Here is a 25813-nt window from a genome sequence, read left to right as displayed (position 1 = left end):
TTTATTTCAATCTTGCTTTGAATTTACCATGCCACCGAAAATAACCAATTCAGTCACCTGGCAGCAGGCTGAACTGCTGATGCAACCTGCTTTCATTCGCGTCGTTGATAACATTCGCAAGCAACTGGATGAATCTGCTTGGAAGGGAACTTACCAAGATGTATTGGTTTGGGCTGCTGACACAAGTGATGAAACTAAAGCGATCGTTACCCAGCTGTTGCAAGAAATGGAAGGGGCAACACCGGAACAAAGCGATTTAATCAGACAATCACTTGCTAATTTACCAACGCCCCATCCAGGATATCATCTATGTTTGCAGCGTCAAGATCGACAAGTGACGGTTGATTTGTGGGAACTGTGTTACAAAGTGTGTTTTCTTGACTACGGCACAGGTGATCAAGCGGTAAAAATCGACACTGATTTGATTGATGAAACCGGTGATGTAGATTGGCTGCGTTTGGAAGCGAAGACTAAAAAGTTAGTTGAGCAAGTGTTTGCAAGTTTACCAGAGTAGGGGCGGGGTTTCCCCGTCCTTATTGGGGGTTATTCATCAAAATGTAATATAATGCCCACAGAATAGAATTCTGGGGCTATACGAACGTTCGCCCTTGGCGTTCCCGTTCGCGCAGCGTCTCCGAAAGGAGAAGGGTAGCCCACCTGCGTGGGCTAAAAGGCGATCGCTTTGTGTCTTATGTGGTAAGGGCTTCAGCCCTTAATTTGAGCGGTAAACCGCTCACCCTCCGGGTTCGCCAGTCGCTCATGGGGGAGACCCCCAAGACCGCGCTGGCTCACTACGAACCAGGACAGTATTTTGCTGCATATACTGTTTCAGGCATTTAGCAACATACTCAGCTAATTTGACCGGAACTGCATTACCTATCATTTGTTCTAAGTCAGTTTTGGAACTTTCAAAAATAAAATTAGGTGGAAATGTTTGTATATAACTGCGTTCAATAGTAGTTAAAGGTCGTAATTGCGGCGTAACGGGTGCAGCATCACCAGGATGAATTTTATAATTTTTAGGAATCGGTCTATTAACACCTCTAATTGTCGGACTTGGTTCGTCAATACTAAATATTGCTCTTCTTTTATAGCTTCTCGGATGTCGATAATAATACTCAATGCCTAAACTATCGCCCAAATATTCTCTAATTGTGGTTGGTCGGGTTGCTAAATTAGCTTGTAAATAAGATTCTAAAACTTTATCTTCACCGTTAAATTCACCTATACAAAAAAATCTTTTACGCTTTTGCGGTACACCACATAAACTCGCATCTAATATCTTTTCGGTGAGTCCGTATCCAGCTTGTTGAAAAATATCTCTAGCTATTTTATATTTGGCACTTTTGGCTAATCTATCTACATTTTCCATGACAAACCATTTAGGTTTGACACTAGCGACTATTTTCGCAAACACAATAGTTAAATCACCTCTTCCTAAGTTTTCATCACGCTTACCAGCGCTAGAAAAATCTTGACAAGGTGGACCGCCAATAATTATATCTGGATTGAGATTTTTGATAAGTTCCAAATTATCTAAAGCGGCAATGTCACATAATATGACATCGTGATTAAAGTTTTTTTGATAAACTTTGATAGCGGTTTCCCAGTTATCAAAGGCTGCGGCTATTTGAAAACCTGCATTTTGAAATCCGAGAGATAAACCGCCACATCCGGCGAATAAGTCTATGACTTTTAAGGATGAATGAAATTCTAATTTATGATTTTCTTTCACAATATAGTGTAAAATTACATGTGATAGAAATAGCATAACTTGTAAGCCGTCAGGTTGAAACCTGCGGCTATACGAACAAAGCCCACCTGCGTGGGCTAAGAGGAGGCGTTTTTAGCTAGTCTGGGTTAGGGGAGTTGTATAGCCGGCTACTTGATTGTTTGCATTGGCTTCCAAGTAGACAATGATGCTTGAATTGTGGTCAATTCGTGTAAGTATTGATTTAATTGGACTTTTTGGATTTCCAGCATTTCACGAATGCGATCGCCAGAGCGCGAAAAACATGATGTTACATTTGAAAAAGCCGCAGAAGTTTTTTTTGACCCTTTCTACCAAGTGGGTGATGCTACTGCGAATAACGAACAGCGTGATTTCATCATTGGGTATTCTCTCTCCCAACGCTTATTACTTGTAGTTTATGTAGAACGTGTCAAGCGATCGCGCATAATTTCCCCCCAACAAAGTTATATGAAGAATCCTGAAGAACTTGAACTAAATTTGCGACCTCGTGCAACAGAAACAGTATCGATAAAGATACCAACCGATACATTACAATATCTGAAAAAAGTTGCCGCTAGTCGAGATATGTCTGTTGAAGCTTTACTCAAATTGTATATTGGGCAGAATTTGCGGCAAGATTTAGCTAAATTATGAGCGCGATCGCACTTTTTGAGTCAACCGCTCAAGTTTTAGCACGGCACATGCAATCTGAAGACGAAATTGCAACGATTATTCAAGAAATTCAAACATAAATAACTCGTTAGGTAAATTTCAAATAAAATGGAAGATTAGAGAAAGTGCGTCCTAGTATCAATAAAAACTGAGATATAGAGTATATATGGCTGAAATGAATTTAGATGAAATAAAACTTAAAGAACTGCTGAAAGCTGCAATAGTAGAGGTACTTCAAGAGCAAAAAGAGGTATTTTCTGATTTATTGGCAGAAATAATAGAAGACATAGCTTTAGAAAAAGCTATCAAGGAAGGTGAAAAAACTGAGCTTGTCAGTCGAGAAGCTATCTTCAAAATTTGGGAAACTAAAAAATGAACGTATTCAGAAAAAGCTTTGAGAAAGATTTAGGCAATATTTTAGACGAAACATTACTTCAAAGAATTAAGGCAGTAATTGAAGAAGTAGAAAACGCTGAAAATTTAGGTAATGTGAGTAGTATAAAAAAACTTAAAGCTGATGGTGACTATTATCGGATCGGGGTTGGAGACTAGAGAATTGATATTACAGTATCTGAGAGTGTAGTGATTTTTGTCAGAGTCTTGCACAGAAAAGATGTTTACAGGTACTTTCCGTAATTTGAGCAGTTGATCGGAACGATCGCTCGAAAGCAAACCCTTACTTAATAATATTTTCATCGTGTAAGTTGATTTAGACTGGGTTTTACAATCTAAAATCAAAAACTGCTATCACCATGTCCAAATCTGCAATTGACGCCAACGACGCAGTAGCTATCCAAGCAGCACAAGATTCTGTTGCTGTATGCGATCGCTCTCACTCAGGCATCACCCGTGTTTCTGACGATGACCGCATCCGCTTTTTACACAATCAAACTACTAACGATTTCCAAAGTCTCAAACCAGGACAAGGCTGTGATACTGTAATGGTGACATCCACAGCTCGGACTATTGACTTAGCAACAGCTTACGTTTTAGAAGATGCGGTGCTGTTACTAGTTTCGCCGAATCGCCGAGAATTTCTCATGCAATGGCTGGATAAATACATCTTTTTCGCTGATAAGGTGCAATTAGCCGATGTGACAAATGACACTGCAACCTTCAAGATCATCGGTTCGCAAAGCGACACGATTATAGAAAAATTGGGTGCTGAAGCTATTATCGGTCAACCTTACGGCACTCATCAACTATTTGAGGGTGGGGTGCGTGTAGCTGTGGGTAGCGGTTTGGCTTTGCCGGGATATACTCTGATTTTACCAGCTTCTCTTAAGGCGACGGTATGGGAGAAAATTGTCGAAGCTGGAGCGCAAGAAATGAGCGATCGCGCTTTTGATGTGTTGCGAATATTACAAGGTCGTCCAGCCCCAGAGCATGAATTGACTGATGATTACAATCCTCTAGAAGCTGGTTTATGGCATACCATTTCTTTTAACAAAGGTTGTTATATCGGACAAGAAACCATCGCCCGTTTAAATACATACAAAGGTGTAAAACAACACCTTTGGGGTATTCGTCTCAACGCGCCGGCGGAAATCCAAAGTGCGATCGCTGTCGGGGATGAAAAAGTCGGCAAACTGACAAGTTATACCGAAACCGCTGATGGTTACTTTGGGCTAGGTTACATCCGCACTAAAGCAGGTGGTGTCGGCTTGAAAGTTAAAGTCGGAGAAACTGAGGGGGAAATAGTAGAAATCCCCTTCGTTACTCACGAATACCCACAGTAGGATGGGGAGACAAGGAGACAAGGAGATGGGGAGACAAGGAGATGGGGAGGACAAGGGAGAGGGGGAGGACAAGGGAGAGATAGGAATTTGTTTCTTACCCCAAGTCGTCCCCCTTGTCTCCTTGTCCCCTTGTCTCCAAAAAATCCCCTAACTTCTACTAATTGGCGCCTTCACAAAACTCATCTATCCAAGAAGGTAGACTACTGGCATTAGTGGTAGGTGATGAATTAACTTCACTCTGAACATCTTTGCGTTGCATTTTTACACGCATGTCTTGGCTTTCAATTGTAGCCACAGCAAGCGGTTTGCCATTGCTAGGTAACAAAGTGGTAACTGAGTGCGATCGCTCACAAGTTCCATTCATCCGGATTACATCACCCGGAAGTGCAGCAACGCTTTTTTTCTTTTCTCCTCTGAAAGGAGAAAGGTTAGGGGGTGAAGTTTTGCTGTGTTTATTATCAGGTTTGCCCTTGGTTTCAACTTTAGTTGTAAATCCCAACGGCTTAGATTTTCCCTTGCTTTCAACTTTGCTGGTAGATTGGGGCGATCGCTCATTGTTATCATTGTTGACTTGGGTTGTCACAGCAAGCGGCGCAGGTTTGATGCTAATTTCAACGTCGTTTTTTACAGCATCTCTAACCTCATGTTGGCTTACGCTAATCACCTCTGTGGTAACTATTGGCTTTTCCGATTTAATTAAATCTAAATGTCGGTCGGGATTGAAGTTAAGACCTAATGCGGCAACAATGCGATCGGGATTATTATTTAGATCCAAAATAAAGGGAAAAATCTCATCAAGTTGCGGTTCTAAAACAGATAAAGTCGCCAATATAAAACCGCTGCTTGGACGCCGTTCACCATCATACGTCCCCCAAATTTGCATCTTGACTAACCAGGGACGATTTTCAAAGTAGTAATTTAGCCACTTTATTTTCAGTGATTCACGCAGATGCTGAATATTCATAGGATGCCTCGTAAACAGTAAAAAAGAGTGCAGTCCTTTATATTTTTAATCGTCTTGGGACTCAGAATGAAACCGAGAGTACAGCATCTTTTCAACTTCTTGACCGCCGAGTAAATGCTGTTCTACTACCAAAGGCACTTCATTAGGGCGGACACCACTATACCAGACGCGATCGGGCAACACCAACACCATCGGACCATTACCGCATTGTCCCAAACAGCCGGTAGCCGTCACCGTCACCCCAGGAACTACTGAAGCCTTAAAAGCAGCTAATACCTTCGCCGCACCTTGCTTTTTACAAGCACGATTTTGACATACCCGCACGCATCTAGAAGAAGCGGATGGTTGATTGTTTGACATTTTTTTAGGAACCGTCTTTGCAGGAGAATCGCACTATATGTAATTATTACACGCCTCTGTTTACCCCGTATGAATTTTGCGGCTTTTATTCTCTGAATGTAAAAAATAATCAAGTCTCCGATTTGTCTGCATTTGTATCAATAACTCTAATTAGAAAAGCAAAACTGTGTGAAGACCAATTAAGTTTTAGTATCATCAAAAAGGAAAATATGTGATAATAGCAGCAATAATACTGATTATGAAGAATAAATTTCACAAGTATCAATCCGGCATTGAAATTAATAAAAGTGACCTCACCAATTAGGAGAGATGTATGCATTCGGTGTCGCCGTTCCTAGAAATTCAGTCACCAGATGGCGAAATTCAGTGTAAATTAATAGAAAGCGATCGCCTGACTGTAGGGCGCGATAGTCAAAACGATATTGAGCTTTCTAACCCCCAAAAGACGATTTCCCGCAAACATTGCATCTGTTGCATTAGTTGTTGTTGTCGTAGGCATTCCACAATTAATTTCGCGAGTTAGTCCCATGCCAACGGCAACACAAAGTCCAACGCATAAAACGCTTCAATGTGGAGTCCGGTATCAGGATCGCGACGGGGTAATTCAGGCAAAAGTGTATTGGTGCGGTTAAGCAAGTAATCAAGAAAGTTGAAGAAGGTGTTTCGGAAAGTGCAACCGTGATTATGACTCCTGGGTTTTCACCTCCAGAACAGGTAAATGCTGGGATTGTTTATTTTGCTTCGGATTTATATTCCTTAGCAGCCACTTGTATCTACTTATTTACAGGTGAAAACCCGATGAATTTAGATATTCCGTATAATTTAGAACGCTGGCAAAATTCTGTGAAAGTACGTCCAGAATTGGCGAAAATTATTAATAAGATGTTGGAACCTAGCCCGAAATATCGGTATCAGTCTGCGGATGAAGTAATGGCAGCACTTTATGATGCTAGATTAATTCAAAATCCAGACCCTACAGTTAAAAAACCTTGGTTATATGCTGGATTTGGAATTTTTGGTGTGTTGGCGATCGCATTCATCACATACATCATTCATCTTGTTACCCAACCACCTCCACTACCCGATAATTATTTCACCCGTGGTGAAGAATCTTTGCTGACTCAAGGTATAACATCAACTAATCCTGATTGTCTGGCTGCATATGCAAAAAAACAAGCCGGAATGAATGACTTTTCTCAAGGAAACTTCAAAAAAGCCCAGCAAAATTTTCAAGAGGCAATCAATTTATTTAAAAAAGCTGCATTGGATAACACCACTGCTGTCAAATGTTCTGTAGACCCAGAAACATTAATATTATTAAATAATGCCAAAGCAAATGATAGCACTCAACCACCACTAACTATTGCTGTCGTTAACCCAATTAACGGTACATCTGTAGAGTTCAGCAGACTCAGCGAACAAATATTACGAGGAGTTGCACATCTTCAGAATAAAATTAATGAAAGAAAAGGTATAAATGAACAATTCTTACAGGTAATAATCGCCCGCGATGATAACAGTCCAAAGATTGCTACTCGTGTTGCTAAATATATTGCTGAGAATAAAATACCTGGGGATGAAGCTTTTAATGGCAACATCTTAGCAGTAATTGGTAATTTTACTAGTGATGCAATTTTAGGCGGTGATAAAGTTTATGAAAGTGAGAAATTAGTGGCAATTTCGCCAACTAGTACAGCGGTTAGACAAAAGACAATTACATCTTCAGGCTATCAATTTAAATTGAGTAAAAACGTCTTTCGCATTGCCCCTAGTGATGCAGTTGCTACCAGCGATTTATTTGAGTACATTCAGAAGAATTTTCCTGGTGAGAAAGCTGGTACTTTCTATAATTCTGAGAAAATATACAGTAAGTCGCTCAAAGAGGCATTTGAGAAAAATTTTACACCGAAAAATGTAGCTTCATGCGATTTAGGAAAAATCACAATCGATAAATGCGATAGTCAGATTAAAAATGCAAATTTACTGATGCTATCGCTAGGTTTGGGGGAAGCAACAAATAAAGGATTATTTGCTATCCAGTTAAATAATAATAAACATCTATTTGCTGGAGATTCATTCTACAGTGAGGATAAATTAACACCTGGTTTTGCAGAGAAGGCAAAAAATATGATTCTTGCTATACCTTTTGATATTGAACTAACTCCTCAATGGTATAAAGACGAATCAATTCAACTTTGGGAAACACGATATGTTGGTTGGCGTAGTGCTACTGCACACGATGCAGCACAGGTAATTGCAGACGCTTTGCAAAAAGTAGGAAATAACCCCACCCGGCAGGGATTATACGATGTTCTAAGTAACAAAGATTTTAAATCAACGCCAGGTGCAACGGGTATAGTTGAGTTTGATGAATTGAGCGATCGCAAAGTTAAATCTGAGGACAATAATCGACTCGGTGTCTTAGTCCAAGTCAAAAACCAATGTAAACCTGAAGATCAAGTACATTATAGATTTTGCCGTATTGATCCATAGTTGATTCTATGTTAGTTGAGAGGTGAATAACTAATCTATTGAAAGTCCTTTTGACGCCAGCCATTCAGGGTTGAATATCCGTGATTGATAACGAGAACCGCTATCACATAAAATAGTTACAATGGTGTGTCCGGGTCCCATTTGTTTGGCTAGTGCGATCGCACCACCAACATTAATTCCTGTGGAACCGCCCATTAATAGCCCATCTTTTCTTAATAGCTGGTAAACTACTCGCAAAGCTTCTTTGTCATCAATTTGAATCGCATCATCAGCCGGCGCCCCTTCCATGTTTGCAGTGATGCGACTGTTACCAATACCTTCGGTAATCGAATTACCTTCTAATTTGATTTCGCCTGTTTTAATATAACTGTAAAGTCCGCTACCCATCGGATCGGCAACTACGCATTTAATCGCCGGATTTTTCTCTTTCAGGTACATCGCCACACCCGCAAATGTTCCGCCTGTGCCGGTTGCAGCTACCCAACCATCTACTTTACCATTTGTTTGCGCCCAAATTTCTGCTGCTGTGGTTTCGTAATGAGCGCGACGATTTGCTAAGTTATCAAATTGATTCGCCCAAATTGCGTTTTCCATCTCTGCGGCGATTGTGCCAGATAGTCTAACGTAGTTATTCGGGTCTTTATATGGTACAGCGGGGACGGGACGAACTTCAGCACCCAAAGCCCTCATCGCGTCCATCTTTTCTTGCGATTGAGTATCGGGAATAATAATTAAACATTTGTAACCTTTGGCATTGCAAATATGTGCTAGTCCGATACCTGTGTTACCGGCTGTTCCTTCAACGACGGTGCCACCGGGTTTGAGTAAACCTTTCTTTTCGGCATCTTCAATAATATAAAGTGCGGCGCGGTCTTTGACGGAACCTCCAGGATTGAGAAATTCTGCTTTACCAAGGATTTCGCAACCAGTTTCTTCGCTAAAGCTGGTTAAGCGAATTAGCGGTGTGTTACCTACAGTTCCGACAAAGCCGTTTTTGATATCCATGTTAAATTTACCTGAGTTCTTACCTATAAAAATTTTGGCTTATATTAGTGGTCGTATTCAGGATAAACTTAGGCAATACAAAATTACCACTGACCACAGCAGGATTTTTTAGATATTTATAAGATTTACGCTTTCCATTCGGATTCTGGAATATCTGCACCGAGCATGATGTTACGTTGCGTTCCTATAGGTAAATCACGACCTTTGTGATATGGTACAATTACCTGAAGTTGTCGGTCAATATTTCGCCATTTACGATGACTACCTTTTTGAGAGACTAACTCAAAGCCGTAACGTTGCAAGATGCTTTCAACTTCCAATGCATTCATTCTTCGGGTACGGCTCATCCAATAGTAACCTCGCGTGTAACCGCTCCGGGTGCTAGTTTAATGAAGTCGGGTTCAAGATATAATGCGATCGCTTCACGAATATTTTCTAAAGCTTCTTGCTCGGTTTCTCCGGCGGAAACGCAACCTGGTAACTCTGGACACCATACTGCCCATTCACCTGTTTCTAAATCTGGTTCAAGAATTACACGCCATTTCATTGTCATACCTCCTTGCTTTGATTTTAAACAAAGCTAGGATTAATTGATTGATGCTATTCGCTCCGGCTCAGTATATACTTAGCTAGAATTTGTATAGGCAACAACATTATTCCAAAAATCTGGCGCTGGAGGTATTGACTAGTTTACCGTTAATCTTGTTTACTAACTCCAGCCCTAATTGTTGCCGAAACTAAGGTTACTGATGGAACGTCTAGAGTCATCAAAACAGACTGAGCAAATTACACAAATGGATGCACAAAAAACTTCAGTTTCGGAGCATGAGGTGACAGCGATCGCTCCGATAGAATCTCCTAGAGATGAAAAACCTGTATCGCGACCTCGCAACCGCAAACTGTTACCCTTTTTGATCGTAGGAGTAACGTTAGGTGCTGGGGCGATCGCTGCGGGAATTTATGCTTACCGCTACATGCAGTTTGCTAAATATCACCAGGTAACAGATAATGCTTATGTTTCCGCAGATATTTATCCTGTGAATTCCCGCATTGCTGGGGTAGTTATGGCAGTTGCCAGCAAAGATAACCAATCGGTAAAACCAGGGGAAGTATTAGTACAACTCGATCCCCGCGAATACCAAGTATCTTTAGCACAAGCAAAAGCCGATTTAGAACTAGCCAAGCAACAAGCAGAAGTGGCACGGCAAAATATCAATAATGTCGTTACAATTGATACGGCGAGCGTGCGTCCACCTGCGGGAAATGCGGCTGCTCAAGCCAAAATCGCAGCTAGCAAATCACAAAGTATTAATCAGCAAGTCGAGTTAAATCGGCAACAATACAAAGCCGCACAAGCAGCGATCGCGCAAAAACAAGCACAATTAAAACAAGCTGAACTCCAGCTATCCTACACCAAAATTACTGCCATGCTCGGCGGTCAAGTTGGTAACAAAGATGTCCGAGTAGGTCAGCAGGTGCAACCAGGACAAACTCTGATGTCAGTTGTGCAGCCCAATCCTTGGGTTGTTGCTAACTTTAAGGAAACTCAGTTAGAAAAGATACGTCCGGGACAAAAAGCCGAAATCAAAATTGCTGCTTTCCCCAGTCGCAAATTTATCGGCAAGGTAGATAGTATATCACCTGCCTCTTTTAGCAGGTTTGCCCCCACGCCCCAAAATAGCCCCTCGGCTAATTCTAATAATAATAATACGGTGCAACGAGTTCCGGTGAAGATAATGCTTGAACCTGAGAGTATTCGCGGTTATGAATCTCGAATTGGTCCGGGAATTAGCGCAGATGTGACAGTGGAAACTCGATAAATCACAATTCATGTGCAGGCGATGTCTAGCGACAAGCCGCTTTGCGTCTACGCTTTACCAAACTTTACTTGTATTCAAAACAAATCCAGGTAAAATGCGATCGTCGCCACTTATTTTATCTGGATTTTCTAAACATTCCTCTGGTTGACCCGGACGATAAATATAGACTCTCCGATTCTTGCGGTCAATCAACCAACCTAGCTGTATTCCCGGTTCCCTCATATATTCTTCCATTTTTTCTTTCAAAGGTTGCAGGTTATCAGAAGCTGACCTGAGTTCAATGACAAAATCAGGACAAATTGGTGCAAACCTTTGCTGCTGTTCGCTTGAGAGAGTATTCCAACGTTCTAATTTAATCCAGGAAACATCAGGAGAACGATCCGCACCTGTTGACAGCTTAAACCCCGTACTAGAGTCAAAACAAATACCTGTACCATCCTGTTCTGCCCAAATTCCTACCTGTAAAGCAATATTAAAGTTACGATTTCCTGTTTCTGAACCAGTTGGGGGCATAATTGAGATTTCTCCAAGTTTATTCCGCTCAATGCGTAAGTCACGATTCACCTGACAGAACTCGAAAAACTGCTCGTCTGTCATTTGCATTGATGGCGGAATTAGCACGACAATAGGGGATGAAAGCATAATTTACTCCCTTTTTTATTTTTTATTTTCACTTTCTTTTAGCTTTTTTGGTAAATCTCAGGTAGGTTTACGCGAAATTTTTACTATAAATTTCTGGAACTCAAGTTGTTCTTGTGGAATCTAATATCTAAGTAATTTTACTTTTTCTTTTTTTAGCTTAATAAGCAATTTAAACTTTATTTTCGTAATATTACTGGTTTTATTTATTTGCATGTCAATTAGGATACAGTATTGTTGAATTGAAGAATGCTGTGATTATTTTATTGTCCTAGATGGGGTGGACACCAATGAAATCAGAAGGCGTAGACGCAAAGCGGCTTGTCGCTAGACATCGCTATAATGAACTCGAACGTCGAGAACGCGAACTGCGACAACGAGAAGTTGAAATACGACTCCGGGAAATGGAAGCTGATATCTATGCTGACAATACACCGATTTATAAAACTGTTAAACATCAGCCAGAAAATTCTCAAAAACTTTTGACGAAAAAAGTTATTCTCGCTGGGAAGCTTCTCGCTATCGGTGTAGCAGCGCTGGTTGCTGTGAAAATAGCTTCAATTGTCGCAGGGATTATAATTGTCACTGCGCTGACGTGGATATCTTACAAACTATTTTTTGATTCTAAAAAGCCTTAAATTAGGGATGCAATCATCATGAATCGTCAAGTTGATACTGACAAATTCATCAACGATTTAGAGCGCGTTGCTCAAGTGCGCTCAGAAATTTCCGTTTGTTTGAGCAATATTGCAGAGACAATTACTAAAGCTGAATTAGACGGAAATACATCAGGAAAGCTTAGTTTAGAACGAGATATTGAAGATATTACGATAGCGAGTAAAAATCTCAAAAACGGTGTATTTCGGCTTTTAGTTTTAGGCGATATGAAACGCGGAAAAAGCACCTTTCTCAACGCTTTGATTGGGGAAAATCTATTACCGAGTGATGTGAATCCCTGTACCGCAGTCTTAACAGTGTTGCGATATGGTTCAGAGAAGAAAGTTACTGTTCATTTCAATGATGGCAAAAGTCCTCAAGAACTTGATTTCGCCAGCTTTAAATATAAATATACTATCGACCCAACGGAAGCGAAGAAATTAGAACAAGAGAAAAAACAAGCATTTCCCGATGTTGATTATGCAGTTGTAGAGTATCCTTTACCGTTGTTAGAAAAGGGAATTGAAATTGTTGATAGTCCGGGTTTGAATGATACAGAAGCGCGAAACGAATTATCGTTAGGTTATGTAAATAATTGTCATGCAATTCTCTTTGTGATGAGAGCGTCGCAACCTTGCACTTTGGGTGAGCGTCGCTATTTAGAAAATTATATTAAAGGTAGAGGATTGACTGTTTTCTTCTTAATCAATGCTTGGGATCAGGTGAAAGAATCATTGATCGATCCGGATGATGAAGAAGAATTAAAAGCTTCTGAAGACAGATTGCGGCAAGTATTCAGCGCAAACCTGGCAGAATATTGTTATGTAGATGGACAAAATGTTTACGAAGAGCGTGTATTTGAGGTTTCGTCAATTCAAGCATTAAGACGACGCTTAAAAAATCCCCAAGCTGGGTTAGAAAAAACTGGCTTTGGAGAGTTTATGCAAGCGCTGAATACTTTTTTGACTAGAGAACGTGCGATCGCCGAATTGCGTCAAGTTAGAACTTTAGCTAGAGGTGCTTGCAATCATACCCGCGAAGCAATTGAAAGGAGGATACCATTACTTGACCAAGATGTCAACGAATTGAAAAAAAGAATTGATTCAGTTGAACCGGAATTTAGTAAGCTGACAAATATTCGCGATGAATTTCAAGCAGAAATTATCAAAACTAGAGATAATCAGGCAAGAGCGATCGCAGATTCTTTTCGCAGCTACGTTTTAAATTTAGGCAATACCTTTGAAACTGATTTCTTGCGCTATCAACCCGAATTAAATCTGTTTGATTTTCTCAGCAGCGGTAAGCGCGAAGCATTTAATTCGGCACTCCAAAAAGCCTTTGAACAGTATATCACCGATAAATTTGCCGCTTGGACTTTAACCGCTGAAAATGAAATAAATGCAGCTTTCAAACAACTTACTCGCAGCGCTTCCCAATATGGGGCATCTTACAGTCAAGTCACAGACCAAATAACCGAAAAGCTAACTGGAGAAAAGGTCAAACTCAATTCTACCACTACTGAAGATGATAACTCCCCGGAATGGGCAAAATGGGCAATGGGGTTATTATCTTTATCTAATGGAAACCTTGCCGGCTTTGCAATGGCAGGTGCCGGATTTGATTGGAAAAATATTTTGTTAAACTACTTTACTGTAATTGGTATTGGTGGGATAATTACAGCAGTCACAGGTATTTTTCTCGGACCAATTGGATTTGCTTTACTTGGATTGGGTGTAGGATTTTTGCAAGCAGATCAAGCGCGGAAAGAGTTAGTGAAAACAGCAAAAAAAGAGTTAGTAAAATATCTGCCGCAAGTAGCAGAGGAACAATCAAAAACTGTTCATGATGCAGTGAAAGAGTGTTTTGACTCTTATGAAAGAGAAGTGAGCAAGCGAATTAACGATGATATCGCTTCTCGCAAATCTGAGTTAGATAATTTGCTTCAGCAAAAAGAAACACGCGAGATAAATCGAGAAAGCGAGTTAAAGCGGTTGAAGAATTTACAGGAAGATGTAATATTTCAATTGCAGAAAATTGAAGCAGCGTATAGCAATTTGTTAGCTTATTACAGCTAACGGAAAACCTAACCCCCTAACCCCCTTCCCTACAAGGGAAGGGGGAAATCTTACTCCCCTCACCTTGTAGGGGAGAAGTTGGGGGAGAGGTTTCTGTGGTTATGAGAAAACTACTGAAACTGTCTTATGCAACAAAATGAAGTGTACAAAAAACTTTCTGATTCTCTCAAGTCTGCATCTGCATTACTCGATATAGACCGCAAATCACAACTTTATCAAGATATAATTGCTATTTCCAACCACTTAGCAAATCCTAGCTTTCGGATTGCGGTATTTGGTCCATTTAATCATGGTAAGTCAACTTTGCTAAATGCGATGTTGGGAAATCGCACTTTACCGATTGATTTAATTCCTACCACAGGTGCAGCGATTACTGTCAAGTATGGTACTGACTTGCAAACTCGCATCATTTTGGTAGATGGTACAGAAATCTATCGCAGTGGAACGGAAATTTTAAAAGAATTCGCAATTCTTGATAATAACAGACAGATGCGAAAAGATGTTGCATCTGTAGAAGTTTTCTGTCCTCATCCTTTTTTAGAAACGGGTGTAGAATTTATCGATTTACCGGGAACGAATGATAGAGAAGAACAAGATAATTTAGTGAAAGAGCAGCTATTAAGTGCAGATTTAGTAATACAATTACTGGATGCACGCAAGTTGATGACTTTAGGTGAGCGCGAAAATTTGCGAGATTGGCTATTAGATCGCAAGATTAAGACAGTTATTTTTGTTGCCAATTTTCTTAACTTACTCGAACCCGATGAACAAAAACAAGTCCAAAATCGCTTGTTGTTTGTTGCGGAAAGTTTTCGAGCGGAATTACCTGCGGGTTTTAGCAATTTATATCGCGTTGATGCTTTACCGGCTTTAAGAGCAAGATTAAAAGGTGATGTAACTCAAGCTAGCAGTAGCGGTTTAGTAGCTTTTGAATCAGCTTTGCAAAATATTGTAGGGATACTGCAACAAAATCGCGGTGGTGTGCGTTTACCAAGAGTGCAAGTAAGCGCTTCTCAAATTATACTATCATTAAAAGCGAAAATTGACCCCCTCGCTAGTGAAATTAAATCTCTTGATGAAAAAAACAAAGCCAAAATTGAAATTAAACAAAAAGCGGAAAAATTAATTCAAAAAGGCTTTAATACAAGCGTTGCTGAGTTACGCGGTTGGCTAGATTTACCGAATCTACTAACAAAATACCAAACTGAAGCAGCAGTTGCCTTAGCAGAAAATAACTTTAAATCTTGGCAAGCAAGCACTTTAAAAAAAGACTTGACAGAATTGCAATTAGCTGTAGTCAAATGGCTTTATCAAGCTTATGAATTCTTTCAAGAAGAAAGACCAGAAGATTTATTAATTAGCTTCCCAAACGTTCCCCAAATTACTTTACCTCCTAAACCGAGTAATGCCGATGATTTGAGTGAAACTGGTTCTATAGCCGTTGGTAGTGGTATTGGTTGGTTGTTAGGTGGTCCCGTCGGAGCGGCTGTAGTTGGCAGTATTTCCTATATATTAAATAAGAATATACAAAAACAAGATGAAAAATCAGCAACCGAATCTTATCATCAACAAGTTGCCCAAATTTGTATAACAGCGGCTGAAGATTATTTATCTCGCTTCAGCAGTCAAGGTTTATCAATATTAACTGAATATGAAAAAAAAGCTGATAAAGTAATTAGATTTGAAGTTGGCAAATCAGTTGAAATCACTAATAAACGTGAAGAATTGCAGCAGTTACAAAATGTATTTAATCAGTTGCTGCAAGAGTTAGAAAAAGCGAATATATCTTCAAATTATCAACCGTATCCAGATAGGGTAGATGGGGGAGACAAGGGAGACAAGGCAGACAAGGCAGACAAGGGAGACAAGGAGACAAGGAGACAAGGAGACAAGGAGAATAATTCTTTCCCCCCCTCCCCCCCTCCCCCCATCTCCCCATCCTCCCCTCCCCCCATCCCCCCCTCATCCCCTTCATCCCCAGAACAAGTTGAAGCGCAATTTCGCACTTGGGAACTTGATGAGGAAATAGCGCAAATGAAAGCGGAAATGGGTTCAACAGGGAAACAGCAGAATAAAACTCAAAGCAATAAAACAGAAGCAGAAAAAGACAAAATTACTCGCGCTTATGCAACTTTAGAAGTGCAATCTAATGCTTCATTTGCTGAGATGAAACAAGCTTATCGAATTTTAGTAAAAAAATGGCATCCAGATTTATTTATTGATAAGCCGCAACTACAAAAAGAAGCGCAAGAGAAAATGCGGCTGATTAATGAAGCGTACACAATATTATCTAATCAAAAATAGCTATTACCAAACTTTACTCATATTAAGAATAAACCCAGGTAATACCGACTCGCCACTTATGTTATCAGGATTTTCTAGACATTGCTCTGGCATTCCCGGACGATAAATATAGACTCTACGATTCTTGCGGTCAATCAACCAGCCTAACTGTATTCCCGGTTCTCTCATGTATTCTTCCATTTTATCCTTCAAAGGTTGAAGGTTGTCGCTTGGCGATCGCAGTTCAATTACAAAATCAGGACTTAGGGGAGCAAACTTTTGCTGTTGTTCGCTGTCAAGAGTATTCCACCGTTCTAGTTTAATCCAGGAAGCATCAGGCGTTAGCGTTCGCGTAGCGTCTCCGTAAGGAGAAGCTCCTCCAAAGGAGGCTCGCTCTGCACCTGTTGATAACTTAAATCCCGTGCTGGAGTCAAAACAAATACCTGTGCCGTCTTTTTCTGCCCAAATATATAACTGTCCGGCTAAATTGAAGTTACGATTTCCTGTCTCTGACCCAGTTGGGGGCATAATTGATATTTCTTTAAGTTTATTCCGCTCAATGCGTAAGTCACGATTCACCTGACAAAACTCGAAAAATTGCTCGTCTGTCATTTGTATTGATGACGGAAGTTGCAATATCAAAGGAGATGAAAGCATAATTCTTAACCTTACTCACTTTTATTCTTTATTTTCACGCAAACACCCCATAAAAGTGAAAGGTAGGGCATATACCCTACCTTTGCAAGAGAAATTATTTCCGGATTAACAAAAAAAGGGTAATGGGTAATCGGGAATGGGGAATGGGGATTTAAAGAGGGGGAAAGGGAAAAGGGAAAAGGGAAAACGGAAAAAAAAGAATTATTACCAATGACGGCAGATGCTCCACGCAGGTGAACTCCAAGACCGCACTGCCTCCCCAATGCCCAATGCCCAATGCCCAATGCCCAATGCCCAATGCCCAATGCCCAATTACCTATTCCCCTTTGCTTCTACTTATTCGGCTGAGGAGTCATCCGCAGATAAGGCTTGACTTCCTCATAACCTTTGGGGAATTTCTGCTTCAGCACTTCTGGATCTTTCAGCGAGGGGACAATTACGACATCTTCGCCGTCTTTCCAGTCAGCTGGTGTGGCTACACTGTAGTTATCAGTCAGTTGCAGTGAATCAATTACTCGCAGAATTTCATCAAAGTTGCGTCCTGTGCTGGGGGGGTAGGTGAAGGTGAGACGCAGTTTTTTATCCGGATCGATAACGAAGACCGATCGCACTGTTACGGTATTAGCAGCGTTAGGGTGGATCATGTCGTAAAGGTCAGAAACTTTACGATCTGGATCTGCCAAAATTGGATAGTTAAGGGTGGTGTTTTGAGTTTCTTCGATATCTCCTACCCATCCTTTGTGGGAGTCAACATCATCAACGCTAAGGGCGATCGCTTTCACGTTGCGCTTGTCAAATTCTGGTTTCAGTTTGGCAACTGTACCTAATTCGGTGGTGCAAACAGGTGTAAAGTCTGCGGGGTGGGAAAATAGTATTACCCAGTTATCACCTGCCCAATCGTAAAAATTTATGTCGCCGTGTGTAGAGGCTTGCGTAAAGTTGGGTACTGTGTCACCTAGACGGAGAGTCATGTCAGAATCCCTGTGGTTATAAAGGCATAAAGTATTGTACTATGCGATCGCCACATATAACCCCGGTTGTCCAATCGGGGTTTGGCAGTTTGCAACAAAATTTTAAGTTATGTTGTTTACCGCAAAGTTGCTAAATTCGATGTCAAAATTTGATTGTATGCTTGGATCGTTTGACGAGCGATCGCTTCCCAACTGAAATTTTGCAATGCATATTCTTGGGCACGCAATCCCCGACGCCGACATTCTGCGGGGTTTTGCAAAGCTTCTCTTAACAATTCTACAAGCGATTCCACATCTGTTGTACCCACCCACCCAGACTCGCTATCGCGCACCTGATGCCAAATATGCACTTGGTCTGAGATAATTACAGGTACTTGCGCTACCATCGCCTCAGCGACAGCAATCCCGAAATTTTCATAATACGATGGCAAGACGAATAAATCTGCCGCTTGCAGCAAAGCTGATTTTAATTCACCCGTAACAAAACCTGTAATCGTGGTGTGCGATCGCAAAGGTGAATTTTCTATCTGCAATCTTATCTTTTCTTCATAATCTGGATCTTGAGGATTCGTTCCCGCCAAGACAAAATAAAAATTCCCACCTTCGGCTAACAGCTTTTCCAAAGCCGGAATCAGTAAATTTAACCCCTTTTTCGGGTCAATTCGCGACATAAAAAGCACCAAAGCCACATTAGACGGGATACCAAACTGATTCCGAATTGTATTTTCTTTCCCCCTCTCTCCCCCTCCCCCTCTCCCCCCCTCTCCTCCTGGGGGAATAACACCCAAAGGAATCACCAAATCATGCGTAGAAACTCCAAATCGTTCTGATATTTTTGCTTCCTGATCGCTGGTAAAATGAATTGCAGCTGCACCCGCTAAATTTGCCCGTTCTAAAAATGTGGCGTAAAGCTGTTTTAATTGCTTTTTCTTGCGTAAATCAGCCGGATCGAGAGTACCCAAAGGACGCAAAATGTAAGGTAAATTTTTCTGCCGGCACACAGTCGCAGCCGCACTACTTATAGGAGAGAATAAAGCATGAATATGTGCTAAGTCAAATTCATGAGCGTGATTATTTAACCACTTTAATAAATCAAGAGAAAACTTATAGCGACGAAACGGCGAACAACGAAAGTAAATTATTTCATAACCATCCTGTTTCACCGGGCAATTTAAGGGAACATCCAAAGGTTTTTGACCAGAATCACCATTACTATCTGTAGTGAGAATAGTAACTTTTACATTTTCTTGTGCCAATGCCGAAGATAGTCCTAATACCATTTGACTGGGACCACCGTAAATCAAAGAAATTGAAGGGACAATTTGCAAAATTCGCATCTTAATAGTTAGGAGTTAGGAGTTAGGAGTTATTAGCAAAAGTCAAATTAAATTTGTAGGGTGCGTTACGGACGATAGTCCTAACGCACCGTTTGAAATTGGTGCGTTACTTCGTTAACGCACCCTACGACTACTAAGCAATTCTTTGTAGAATTCTAATTGCTGTTTTGCTAAAGCTTTATTCGTATATTGAACCATCGCTTTTTGATAACCCATTTCTCCCAACTTTTCCGCAAATTCTGGCTTTTCCATTAATTGCGATAAGCAATCAGCCAAAGCTTTAACATCGCTTTCCGGAAAGACTAACCCAGCATCACCAATTACATGAGGAATTTCGCCAGAATTGGAACCAATCACCGGAACTTGACAAGCCATTGCTTCAATTAACACATGACCAAATTGTTCTTTCCAACCCGCAGAAGTTAAAGTTTTAAATTTATAAGTTGTTTCTGAAGGCAACACCAAAGTACTCATTAAATTGATATATTTGGCAACTTCATCGTGGGGTACACTTTCCACCAAGATAATTCTGTCTTTAAAGTTGTTTTCTGCGGCTTTGTTCATTAATTCTGATTGCAACGCACCCCGCCCAATTAAAAGTAACTTCCAAGATTTATCTTTTAAAGTAGCTAAGGCATCTACAAGCGTCAGCAAGCCCTTTTCTGGAACAAAACGTCCGACAAAGCCAACTACAAATTCATCTGGTTTAATACCCAATTTAGCCGCTAATTCTGGTTGAGGCTTGCGAGTAAATAAAGTTTCATCCACACCTAATTGCGGCATGACTTTAATTGAATCTTTATATCCTCGTTGTCTGAGAATTTCTGCCCCATCCTGATTTCCGGAAATGATACCGTGGCTATTATTCAGGTTGTATTTTTCTAATAAAGCTGCGGGTAATTTGAGTTCGTATGGCAGATTCCACCAAGTAAAAAAGATATTTTTTGCTTTTAGTCCCAATAGCTTATTTAAAGTAATCATTTGAGCGTAAGACAGTCCGCGAGAACCTTGTTCTACTTGGATGATTTGGGGGCGAAACTGTCGCAACAAAGATATTAAATCAGCGCCAAAGGTGAGAAGTCCTTGATGATTTTGACTGAAGTTAGAAATCGGAACTATTTTAAATGCGCCTTCATCGCGGTATTGCGTTTCAATAATTTTGTTTTGTACGCCTCCGGGTTTCCAGCGTTTGGGAACTACAACTGTTACTTCAATTCCCGGTTCTAGTTGAGATAAAGCGCGTAATTTTTCGCAATTAAGGTCTACAATATAAGTGTGACTGGCAACTAAAATTTTCATTAATGTTGTTGGTTGATAATTGTTGGTTGTTGATTGATGGTTGTAAGTTGTTAGTTGTTGGTTATGGTTGTTAGCTGGGAATGGAGAATTTTCTAGTGCCCAGTCCCCAGTCCCTAGTCCTTAGTCCCTAGTTTTATTTGGAAGCTAAAATTTGCTCTTGTCCGGTTACAGGCAAATCGTTATAATCTTGGCGATCGCGTTGAGTGTAAATTTGACCATCATTCCAAGCTGATTGAATGACTGTACCCACGGCTTTGAGAAAACCCAAAGAGTAGAAAACTAAGCGGGTAACAATTTTAATCGGGGAACCGCTTTTGTGACAAGGAGGACGTCCCAGGACGTGACAATCAAATAAACGTGCGTATAAGCGTAAAGCTTGGGTAGCGGTGAGGTTTTTCAGTCCTAATAAAAAATGGTTGTGGTAAAAGGTCATTTGATATTTGAGCGATCGCATACTAATATCATGACAACCCCCCGTCTCTTCCCCTAAATGCACTAAATCAGCTTCTGGGTCATACCAAATCTTATATCCCGTCTGCCGCACGCGCAAACAAAAGTCAGATTCCTCCCGCACTGCACTACCGCGAAACCTCTCATCAAACCTCAGTCCGTACTTGGTAAAAATCTCGCGACGGAAAGACATATTACAACCCCTCGCTGTCAGCACTTGCTGGGGTTTAACTGTATGCACCAAATCAATATGATACCAAGCGATTCCTGGGTCCATTGCTTCGGGAGGCAAATATTCAATCTCCAAGTCCCCTCCAGAATCACCCAGTTTCATTCTGTCAAATACTCGCCCCGCAACGGCTCCTATTTCTGGTTTTTCTAGATAATTTTTGGCATGAGCCGCTAAAAATCCACTTGGTAACTGTACATCATCATCAATAAACAAAATTATCTCACCTGATGAGCGCCGCACAGCATAATTACGCGCTCCAGGTAAACTTGCCCAATCCAAGCGGAACCATTTAATTTTATCTGCTGCTGAGAGTTCTTCTAAATAAGCTTGAATTTCTGGTTGATGTTTGGGGGTTTGGTCTACAACCAAAACTTCAAAATTCGGGTAATCCTGTTTGAGGACATCCACAAGGCTATCACGCAGCGGTTCCTCACGACCATAGGTCGGTATAATCACGGAAATTAAAGGTAAATCCATATGAATTTTAGATTTTAGATTTTAGATTTTAGATTTTAGGAGTCAAAAGTCAAAAGTCAGAAGTCAGAAGTCAGAAGTCAGAAGTCATAAAAATTCTTCCCCCACTCCCCCTCTCCCCCACTCCCCCACTCCCCTACTTCCGACGCTTTCCCTGATTTCCTTCTGCTTGTGCCTCTTTGAGTCTTTCTTGTTTGTCAATTTCTGGCAACTTTAAAAGAATTCCAGCGGCAAACCAGTAATAAACAGCAACAGGATCGACATCTAGAGGGTAGTAGTAGGTGTTGTAACTAATAAACAATATAAACACCCATAAAGCAGCTGCGTAACTGCGGAAATTACGGTTTTTTATCAAACGGTATGTCCGGAAGCAGACGACTGTTAAAGTTGTCACCAAAGCTAAAAATCCTAGTACTCCGAAAATGCCAATTTCATAAAGCAGTTTCGGGTAGTAGGTTTCTACCAACTTTGTTTGACCTAAAGCACGGGCAGAGTTAGTCGCTCGACCTAAACCACTTCCGAAGGGTCCTTTTGAGTTTTTCCAATTCTCCTCGAATTGATCGACGATAAATTGTTGAGGAGGTGACGCATTCCAACGACTGACAAAGCTATCCGTCCTTTCTTGTACAACTGTGGGATTGCTGACTATGGCAATTGTCAGAATTAGGGCAAGTCCCATTCCTAAGGGGATAAAGCGTTTGAGGTTTCCCAGTTGACCGGTAAGCAATAGTAAAAGTACGAAACAGGTGGGGACTAAGGCTAAGGCAATTCTTTGTCCAGAAATAACTGCATTAACAAACACTGTGACTAAAGAACCTAAACCTACAATTCGCCAAAGAATTGAGGGATCGCTAAAGCCAGTGCCAAAGGTAAAAAAGGTACTAGAAATGAGGAACCATGCCCACTGCCAAGGAGCAACAAAGGTTCCTGGTAAGCGAATCATCCCTTGACTCGGACTATAAACTAGAGAACCGCCAATATAACATCTAGCTTCAAGTGTGGCTTTAAATAAATCAGCACCTACTGCATTTCTAGTACCTTGACATATACCTGTCAGTAGCAAAAAATACTGGAGAAAACCCAAGATACAGGAGACAAGTATTAGGACAACTTGTAAGCGCGACAAAATGAGAAAATCCCGCTTGTCACGAATCAGGTAGTAATAACAAGTAATCAGGGGTAAGTAGCCTAATAATACTTTCAGCCCGAGAATACCCATTCCTAAGGGTACTTCTTTAGGTGCGTCTTGCAGTAATCCAGCTGGAGGAGGACTTAACTGTTGAGCGCCATTGACAAATAGTAAAGTTATGGTGCAGGAGGCTAATAAAATATATAGTGGCGTTTTCAGGGCTTGGGGAATTAGCAGAGGTAGTCGCCGCTTTTTAGAAAGTTGCCAAATTGAAATCAACGCTGGAATGTAGAAAGCGTCTTTGGCTAATTGAAGTATAGGGCTGTTACCGATGTAGTAAGTAATAGTACCACCCAAAGGTACGTAAATAAGAAAGGCAAAAAGCGCTTGTCGGGGGTATTTAAAACAAAGAGCGATAATGATGATTCCGGCTACACCCGGAACTGCGGCTTTAATTCCGCCGACTACAGCCAGCAAAATGCCGACGACGATCGCCACAGAAACAGCTTTGGTAAGTAAGCCGATGAATTCTTTACGCGCTTTGGTTGCTTTGCGTTTTTGGGCTAACCTTTCTTGCAGGCTAAGAGGAGGAGTTTCTGGTTGGAAGTGCTTTTTTTTTGAGCGCTTGGATTTTTTCTTAAGTTTTAGCATCGCGGAATGGGTAATGGGTAATGGGTAATGGGGAATGGGTAATGGGGCATGGGGCATGGGGCATGGGGCATGGGGCTTTTTTAAGAGGGGGAAAGGGGAAAGGGGAAAGGAAAAGAATTATTACCAATGCCCATTGCCCAATGCCCAATGCCCCATGCCCCATGCCCAATGCCCAATTCCCAATGCCCAATGCCCCATGCCCAATTCCCAATGCCCAATGCCCATTGCCCATTGCCCTATGCCCAAATCGCTTATTCTGCTAGGTGTTGCTGGACTTGTGAGACTAATTCTTTTGTCCAGTAATGAGCAACTTTTTCATTGGCAGCTTCTACCATAACTCTGATGACCGGTTCTGTACCAGAAGCGCGAACTAGTATTCTACCGGAATCGCCCATTGCGGTTTCGGCTAAAGCGATCGCTTGTTGTATGGGTTCGCAATTCTTCCATCCCAATCGGCGATCGCGATCTACAACGCGCACGTTCTGCAATAATTGCGGATAAGTTTCAAAGCTTCGATCTACCAGTTCTCTCAAGGAAACATTGGCTTCTTTGACTAAAGCGGCTATGTGTAAAGCTGTTAATAAACCATCGCCCGTGATACCATAATGACGGCACAATATGTGACCGGATTGTTCGCCACCTAGCATTGCGCCTGTTTGCAACATTTCCGCTTGAACGTATTGATCGCCAACTGCTGTGCGAGTTAGCTTACCACCAATTTGTTTCCAAGCTTTCTCGAAGCCTAAGTTCGCCATGACGGTGGAAATTATTAAGTTATCTGGCAGTTGTTGTTTTTGTTGCAAGCTGCGTCCCCAGAGATAGAGGATGTAATCGCCGTTAACTTGTCTGCCGATATTATCTACTGCTAAGACGCGATCGGCATCCCCATCAAAAGCAAAGCCGATGTCAGCATTATGTTCTTTGACTGTTTGGGCGAGAATATCTAGGTGAGTGGAACCGCAGTTAACGTTAATGCGAGATCCATCCGCTTCGTTATGCAAACAGATTACTTCTGCCCCCATTTCTCTAAATACTGCTGGTGCCAACTTAACTGCTGCACCCCAAGCCAAATCTAAAACAATCTTCATTCCCTGAAGACTTACAGCATTCTCCAAAGGTTGTTGCAATGCCGAGGCATAATTTTTTATTAACTCCGGGCGCGAGTAATGCCGTCCACAATTACTAACAATAGCAGGTAATATCGCCTTGCCGCGCAGCCCCGCTTCAATTGCTGCCTGTAACAGTTGCGGTAACTTAGCACCGTTTGCCCCAAAAATTTTAATGCCGTTGTCTTCTGGTGGGTTGTGACTGGCAGAAATCATCACTCCACCAATCGCATCACTGAGGCTGACCAGATAAGCTACGGTAGGAGTTGGGCACAATCCTAAATACCAAACCTCTATCCCCGCTGCGGTTAACCCAGCACTCAAAGCCATTGCCAGCATATCGCTGGAGTTTCTCGAATCTTGCCCCAGAATCACTGGTCCTGGATTGGCAGCATGGTTACGTAAAACAATACCCGTCCAAAAACCTACTTGCAATGCTAAAGGCGCACTCAGCAATTCTCCCACTTTTCCGCGAATGCCGTCTGTACCAAATAGGGGATTTGCTGGTAGTGCGATTAAATTAGATGCAAAACTGTCTTCTATACCTTTTGTCGCTTCAGATTCAGTTGCTGAACCACCACGAAAGCCGTTTTCAGTTTGAGTTATATATGAAACCATTGATTTAAACACTCCACACACTCACACAGGAGAATAGCACTTTACAATTTCTTCAACAATTCTGACAGAATATCTTTTCATCAGGACAATATACTAGTTCCCTTGCGCCTTAAATTTCTTTTGAACCAAATGTTATTACGCAATAATACTGAAATTTATTTTAGAATAGTATATGTGATTATCAATATTTCATGAAGATTTTTCTTTACTTAAGTAGCGATCGCCAAAATATCTTTTTTCCTTTATCCTTTTTTCAAGTCAGTCTGTATTTGGGAAAAAATGTATTAAATAATTCATATTATCTTCATTAATCTCAGTCTTTACCATGATGTAAATTTGCCGATATTTGAAAAAAGACAGATAAAAATATCAAAAAAATTACTTTTCAAAAGGGACAGGGGGACAGGGGGAAAGGGGAAGCAGGGGGACAGTGGGACAGGGGGACAGGGG

Annotated in this window: 28 protein-coding genes; 14 read left to right on the top strand and 14 right to left on the bottom strand. The window is 41.1% G+C overall.

The window, feature by feature from the left end; translation table 11 throughout:
• Positions 1-28 precede the first annotated feature (28 nt).
• The gene (locus AABK37_RS10730) at positions 29-514 is read left to right on the top strand and encodes a hypothetical protein (protein WP_432551559.1); all 486 of its coding nucleotides are present in this window, start codon (positions 29-31) and stop codon (positions 512-514) included.
• Between the two features lie 243 nt (positions 515-757).
• On the opposite strand, the gene AABK37_RS10725 is transcribed toward AABK37_RS10730, so the two are convergent.
• On the bottom strand, positions 758-1771 hold the full coding sequence (locus AABK37_RS10725) for a DNA cytosine methyltransferase (protein ID WP_432551558.1): 1014 nt from the start codon (positions 1769-1771) through the stop codon (positions 758-760).
• Between the two features lie 219 nt (positions 1772-1990).
• Here AABK37_RS10725 and AABK37_RS10720 point away from each other — a divergent pair, with 219 nt between their 5' ends.
• From AABK37_RS10720 to AABK37_RS10700, 5 genes are all read left to right on the top strand, one after another.
• Entirely contained in the window at positions 1991-2386 is a 396-nt protein-coding gene (locus AABK37_RS10720; protein WP_432551557.1) for a BrnT family toxin, read from the top strand.
• A 184-nt stretch (positions 2387-2570) separates the two neighbouring features.
• Positions 2571-2780, top strand: a complete 210-nt coding sequence (locus AABK37_RS10715; RefSeq protein WP_432551556.1) for a hypothetical protein — start codon at positions 2571-2573, stop codon at positions 2778-2780.
• Positions 2777-2956: a type II toxin-antitoxin system RelE family toxin gene (locus tag AABK37_RS10710; RefSeq protein ID WP_432551555.1), complete on the top strand. Its 180-nt coding sequence runs from the start codon at positions 2777-2779 to the stop codon at positions 2954-2956. The genes AABK37_RS10715 and AABK37_RS10710 overlap by 4 nt, the downstream gene beginning before the upstream one ends.
• A gap of 200 nt (positions 2957-3156) precedes the next feature.
• Positions 3157-4143 carry a YgfZ/GcvT domain-containing protein gene (locus AABK37_RS10705; RefSeq protein ID WP_432551554.1) on the top strand — a complete coding sequence of 329 codons (987 nt, stop codon included), beginning with the start codon at positions 3157-3159 and terminating at the stop codon, positions 4141-4143.
• A 1-nt stretch (position 4144) separates the two neighbouring features.
• The gene (locus tag AABK37_RS10700; protein ID WP_432551553.1) at positions 4145-4294 is read left to right on the top strand and encodes a hypothetical protein; all 150 of its coding nucleotides are present in this window, start codon (positions 4145-4147) and stop codon (positions 4292-4294) included.
• 6 nt (positions 4295-4300) lie between these two features.
• Here AABK37_RS10700 and AABK37_RS10695 read toward each other — a convergent pair whose 3' ends face one another.
• A complete protein-coding gene (locus AABK37_RS10695) occupies positions 4301-5107 on the bottom strand; it encodes a DUF5331 domain-containing protein (protein ID WP_432551552.1) in 807 nt (268 codons plus the stop codon).
• A 45-nt stretch (positions 5108-5152) separates the two neighbouring features.
• Entirely contained in the window at positions 5153-5467 is a 315-nt protein-coding gene (locus AABK37_RS10690) for a (2Fe-2S) ferredoxin domain-containing protein (protein WP_432551551.1), read from the bottom strand.
• A gap of 313 nt (positions 5468-5780) precedes the next feature.
• On the opposite strand from AABK37_RS10690, the gene AABK37_RS10685 reads away from it, so the two are divergent.
• On the top strand, positions 5781-5990 hold the full coding sequence (locus tag AABK37_RS10685; protein WP_432551550.1) for an FHA domain-containing protein: 210 nt from the start codon (positions 5781-5783) through the stop codon (positions 5988-5990).
• Between the two features lie 161 nt (positions 5991-6151).
• On the top strand, positions 6152-7960 hold the full coding sequence (locus AABK37_RS10680; protein WP_432551549.1) for an ABC transporter substrate-binding protein: 1809 nt from the start codon (positions 6152-6154) through the stop codon (positions 7958-7960).
• 30 nt (positions 7961-7990) lie between these two features.
• Here the strand turns inward: AABK37_RS10680 and AABK37_RS10675 are convergent, their stop codons facing one another.
• The 3 genes from AABK37_RS10675 to AABK37_RS10665 all read right to left on the bottom strand — a co-directional run bounded on the left by AABK37_RS10675 (position 7991) and on the right by AABK37_RS10665 (position 9512).
• Positions 7991-8965 (bottom strand): cysteine synthase A, encoded by a 975-nt coding sequence (locus AABK37_RS10675; protein ID WP_432551548.1) that lies wholly within the window; start codon positions 8963-8965, stop codon positions 7991-7993.
• Positions 8966-9090: 125 nt separating this feature from the next.
• Positions 9091-9312, bottom strand: a complete 222-nt coding sequence (locus AABK37_RS10670; protein WP_432551547.1) for a type II toxin-antitoxin system HicA family toxin — start codon at positions 9310-9312, stop codon at positions 9091-9093.
• Entirely contained in the window at positions 9309-9512 is a 204-nt protein-coding gene (locus tag AABK37_RS10665; protein ID WP_432551546.1) for a type II toxin-antitoxin system HicB family antitoxin, read from the bottom strand. Before AABK37_RS10665 ends, AABK37_RS10670 begins: the two co-directional genes overlap by 4 nt.
• 202 nt (positions 9513-9714) lie before the next feature.
• Here AABK37_RS10665 and AABK37_RS10660 point away from each other — a divergent pair, with 202 nt between their 5' ends.
• Positions 9715-10785, top strand: a complete 1071-nt coding sequence (locus AABK37_RS10660) for an HlyD family secretion protein (RefSeq protein ID WP_432551545.1) — start codon at positions 9715-9717, stop codon at positions 10783-10785.
• A gap of 54 nt (positions 10786-10839) precedes the next feature.
• On the opposite strand, the gene AABK37_RS10655 is transcribed toward AABK37_RS10660, so the two are convergent.
• Positions 10840-11427 (bottom strand): Uma2 family endonuclease, encoded by a 588-nt coding sequence (locus AABK37_RS10655; RefSeq protein WP_432551544.1) that lies wholly within the window; start codon positions 11425-11427, stop codon positions 10840-10842.
• A gap of 287 nt (positions 11428-11714) precedes the next feature.
• On the opposite strand from AABK37_RS10655, the gene AABK37_RS10650 reads away from it, so the two are divergent.
• From AABK37_RS10650 to AABK37_RS10640, 3 genes are all read left to right on the top strand, one after another.
• Positions 11715-12062: a hypothetical protein gene (locus AABK37_RS10650; protein WP_432551543.1), complete on the top strand. Its 348-nt coding sequence runs from the start codon at positions 11715-11717 to the stop codon at positions 12060-12062.
• Positions 12063-12080: 18 nt separating this feature from the next.
• Positions 12081-14156 (top strand): dynamin family protein, encoded by a 2076-nt coding sequence (locus AABK37_RS10645; protein WP_432551542.1) that lies wholly within the window; start codon positions 12081-12083, stop codon positions 14154-14156.
• 126 nt (positions 14157-14282) lie between these two features.
• Positions 14283-16460: a dynamin family protein gene (locus tag AABK37_RS10640; protein ID WP_432551541.1), complete on the top strand. Its 2178-nt coding sequence runs from the start codon at positions 14283-14285 to the stop codon at positions 16458-16460.
• A 3-nt stretch (positions 16461-16463) separates the two neighbouring features.
• On the opposite strand, the gene AABK37_RS10635 is transcribed toward AABK37_RS10640, so the two are convergent.
• Complete coding sequence (locus AABK37_RS10635) at positions 16464-17096, bottom strand: Uma2 family endonuclease (RefSeq protein ID WP_432551540.1); 633 nt, start codon at positions 17094-17096, stop codon at positions 16464-16466.
• Between the two features lie 220 nt (positions 17097-17316).
• Here AABK37_RS10635 and AABK37_RS10630 point away from each other — a divergent pair, with 220 nt between their 5' ends.
• Positions 17317-17469 (top strand): hypothetical protein, encoded by a 153-nt coding sequence (locus tag AABK37_RS10630; protein WP_432551539.1) that lies wholly within the window; start codon positions 17317-17319, stop codon positions 17467-17469.
• Here AABK37_RS10630 and AABK37_RS10625 read toward each other — a convergent pair.
• From AABK37_RS10625 to hpsL, 5 genes are all read right to left on the bottom strand, one after another.
• Entirely contained in the window at positions 17429-18067 is a 639-nt protein-coding gene (locus tag AABK37_RS10625; RefSeq protein ID WP_432551538.1) for a peroxiredoxin, read from the bottom strand. The genes AABK37_RS10630 and AABK37_RS10625 overlap by 41 nt on opposite strands.
• A 116-nt stretch (positions 18068-18183) precedes the next feature.
• A complete protein-coding gene (gene hpsP / locus AABK37_RS10620) occupies positions 18184-19404 on the bottom strand; it encodes a hormogonium polysaccharide biosynthesis glycosyltransferase HpsP (RefSeq protein ID WP_432551537.1) in 1221 nt (406 codons plus the stop codon).
• Between the two features lie 114 nt (positions 19405-19518).
• Positions 19519-20703 carry a hormogonium polysaccharide biosynthesis glycosyltransferase HpsO gene (gene hpsO, locus AABK37_RS10615; RefSeq protein ID WP_432551536.1) on the bottom strand — a complete coding sequence of 395 codons (1185 nt, stop codon included), beginning with the start codon at positions 20701-20703 and terminating at the stop codon, positions 19519-19521.
• 133 nt (positions 20704-20836) lie between these two features.
• Positions 20837-21862 carry a hormogonium polysaccharide biosynthesis glycosyltransferase HpsN gene (hpsN, locus tag AABK37_RS10610; protein WP_432551535.1) on the bottom strand — a complete coding sequence of 342 codons (1026 nt, stop codon included), beginning with the start codon at positions 21860-21862 and terminating at the stop codon, positions 20837-20839.
• Between the two features lie 133 nt (positions 21863-21995).
• Positions 21996-23639 (bottom strand): hormogonium polysaccharide biosynthesis protein HpsL, encoded by a 1644-nt coding sequence (gene hpsL / locus AABK37_RS10605; protein ID WP_432551593.1) that lies wholly within the window; start codon positions 23637-23639, stop codon positions 21996-21998.
• A gap of 41 nt (positions 23640-23680) precedes the next feature.
• On the opposite strand from hpsL, the gene AABK37_RS10600 reads away from it, so the two are divergent.
• A complete protein-coding gene (locus AABK37_RS10600) occupies positions 23681-23902 on the top strand; it encodes a hypothetical protein (RefSeq protein WP_432551534.1) in 222 nt (73 codons plus the stop codon).
• On the opposite strand, the gene glmM is transcribed toward AABK37_RS10600, so the two are convergent.
• Entirely contained in the window at positions 23891-25363 is a 1473-nt protein-coding gene (gene glmM / locus AABK37_RS10595; protein ID WP_432551533.1) for a phosphoglucosamine mutase, read from the bottom strand. The two genes, AABK37_RS10600 and glmM, sit on opposite strands and share 12 nt — an antisense overlap.
• Positions 25364-25813: the final 450 nt, after the last annotated feature.

The sequence above is a fragment of the Tolypothrix sp. VBCCA 56010 genome (assembly GCF_050875635.1).
Lineage (GTDB): Bacteria > Cyanobacteriota > Cyanobacteriia > Cyanobacteriales > Nostocaceae > Hassallia.
The sequence above is the reverse complement of the archived record's forward strand: the minus strand, read 5'-3'. Positions and strand labels throughout refer to the sequence as shown.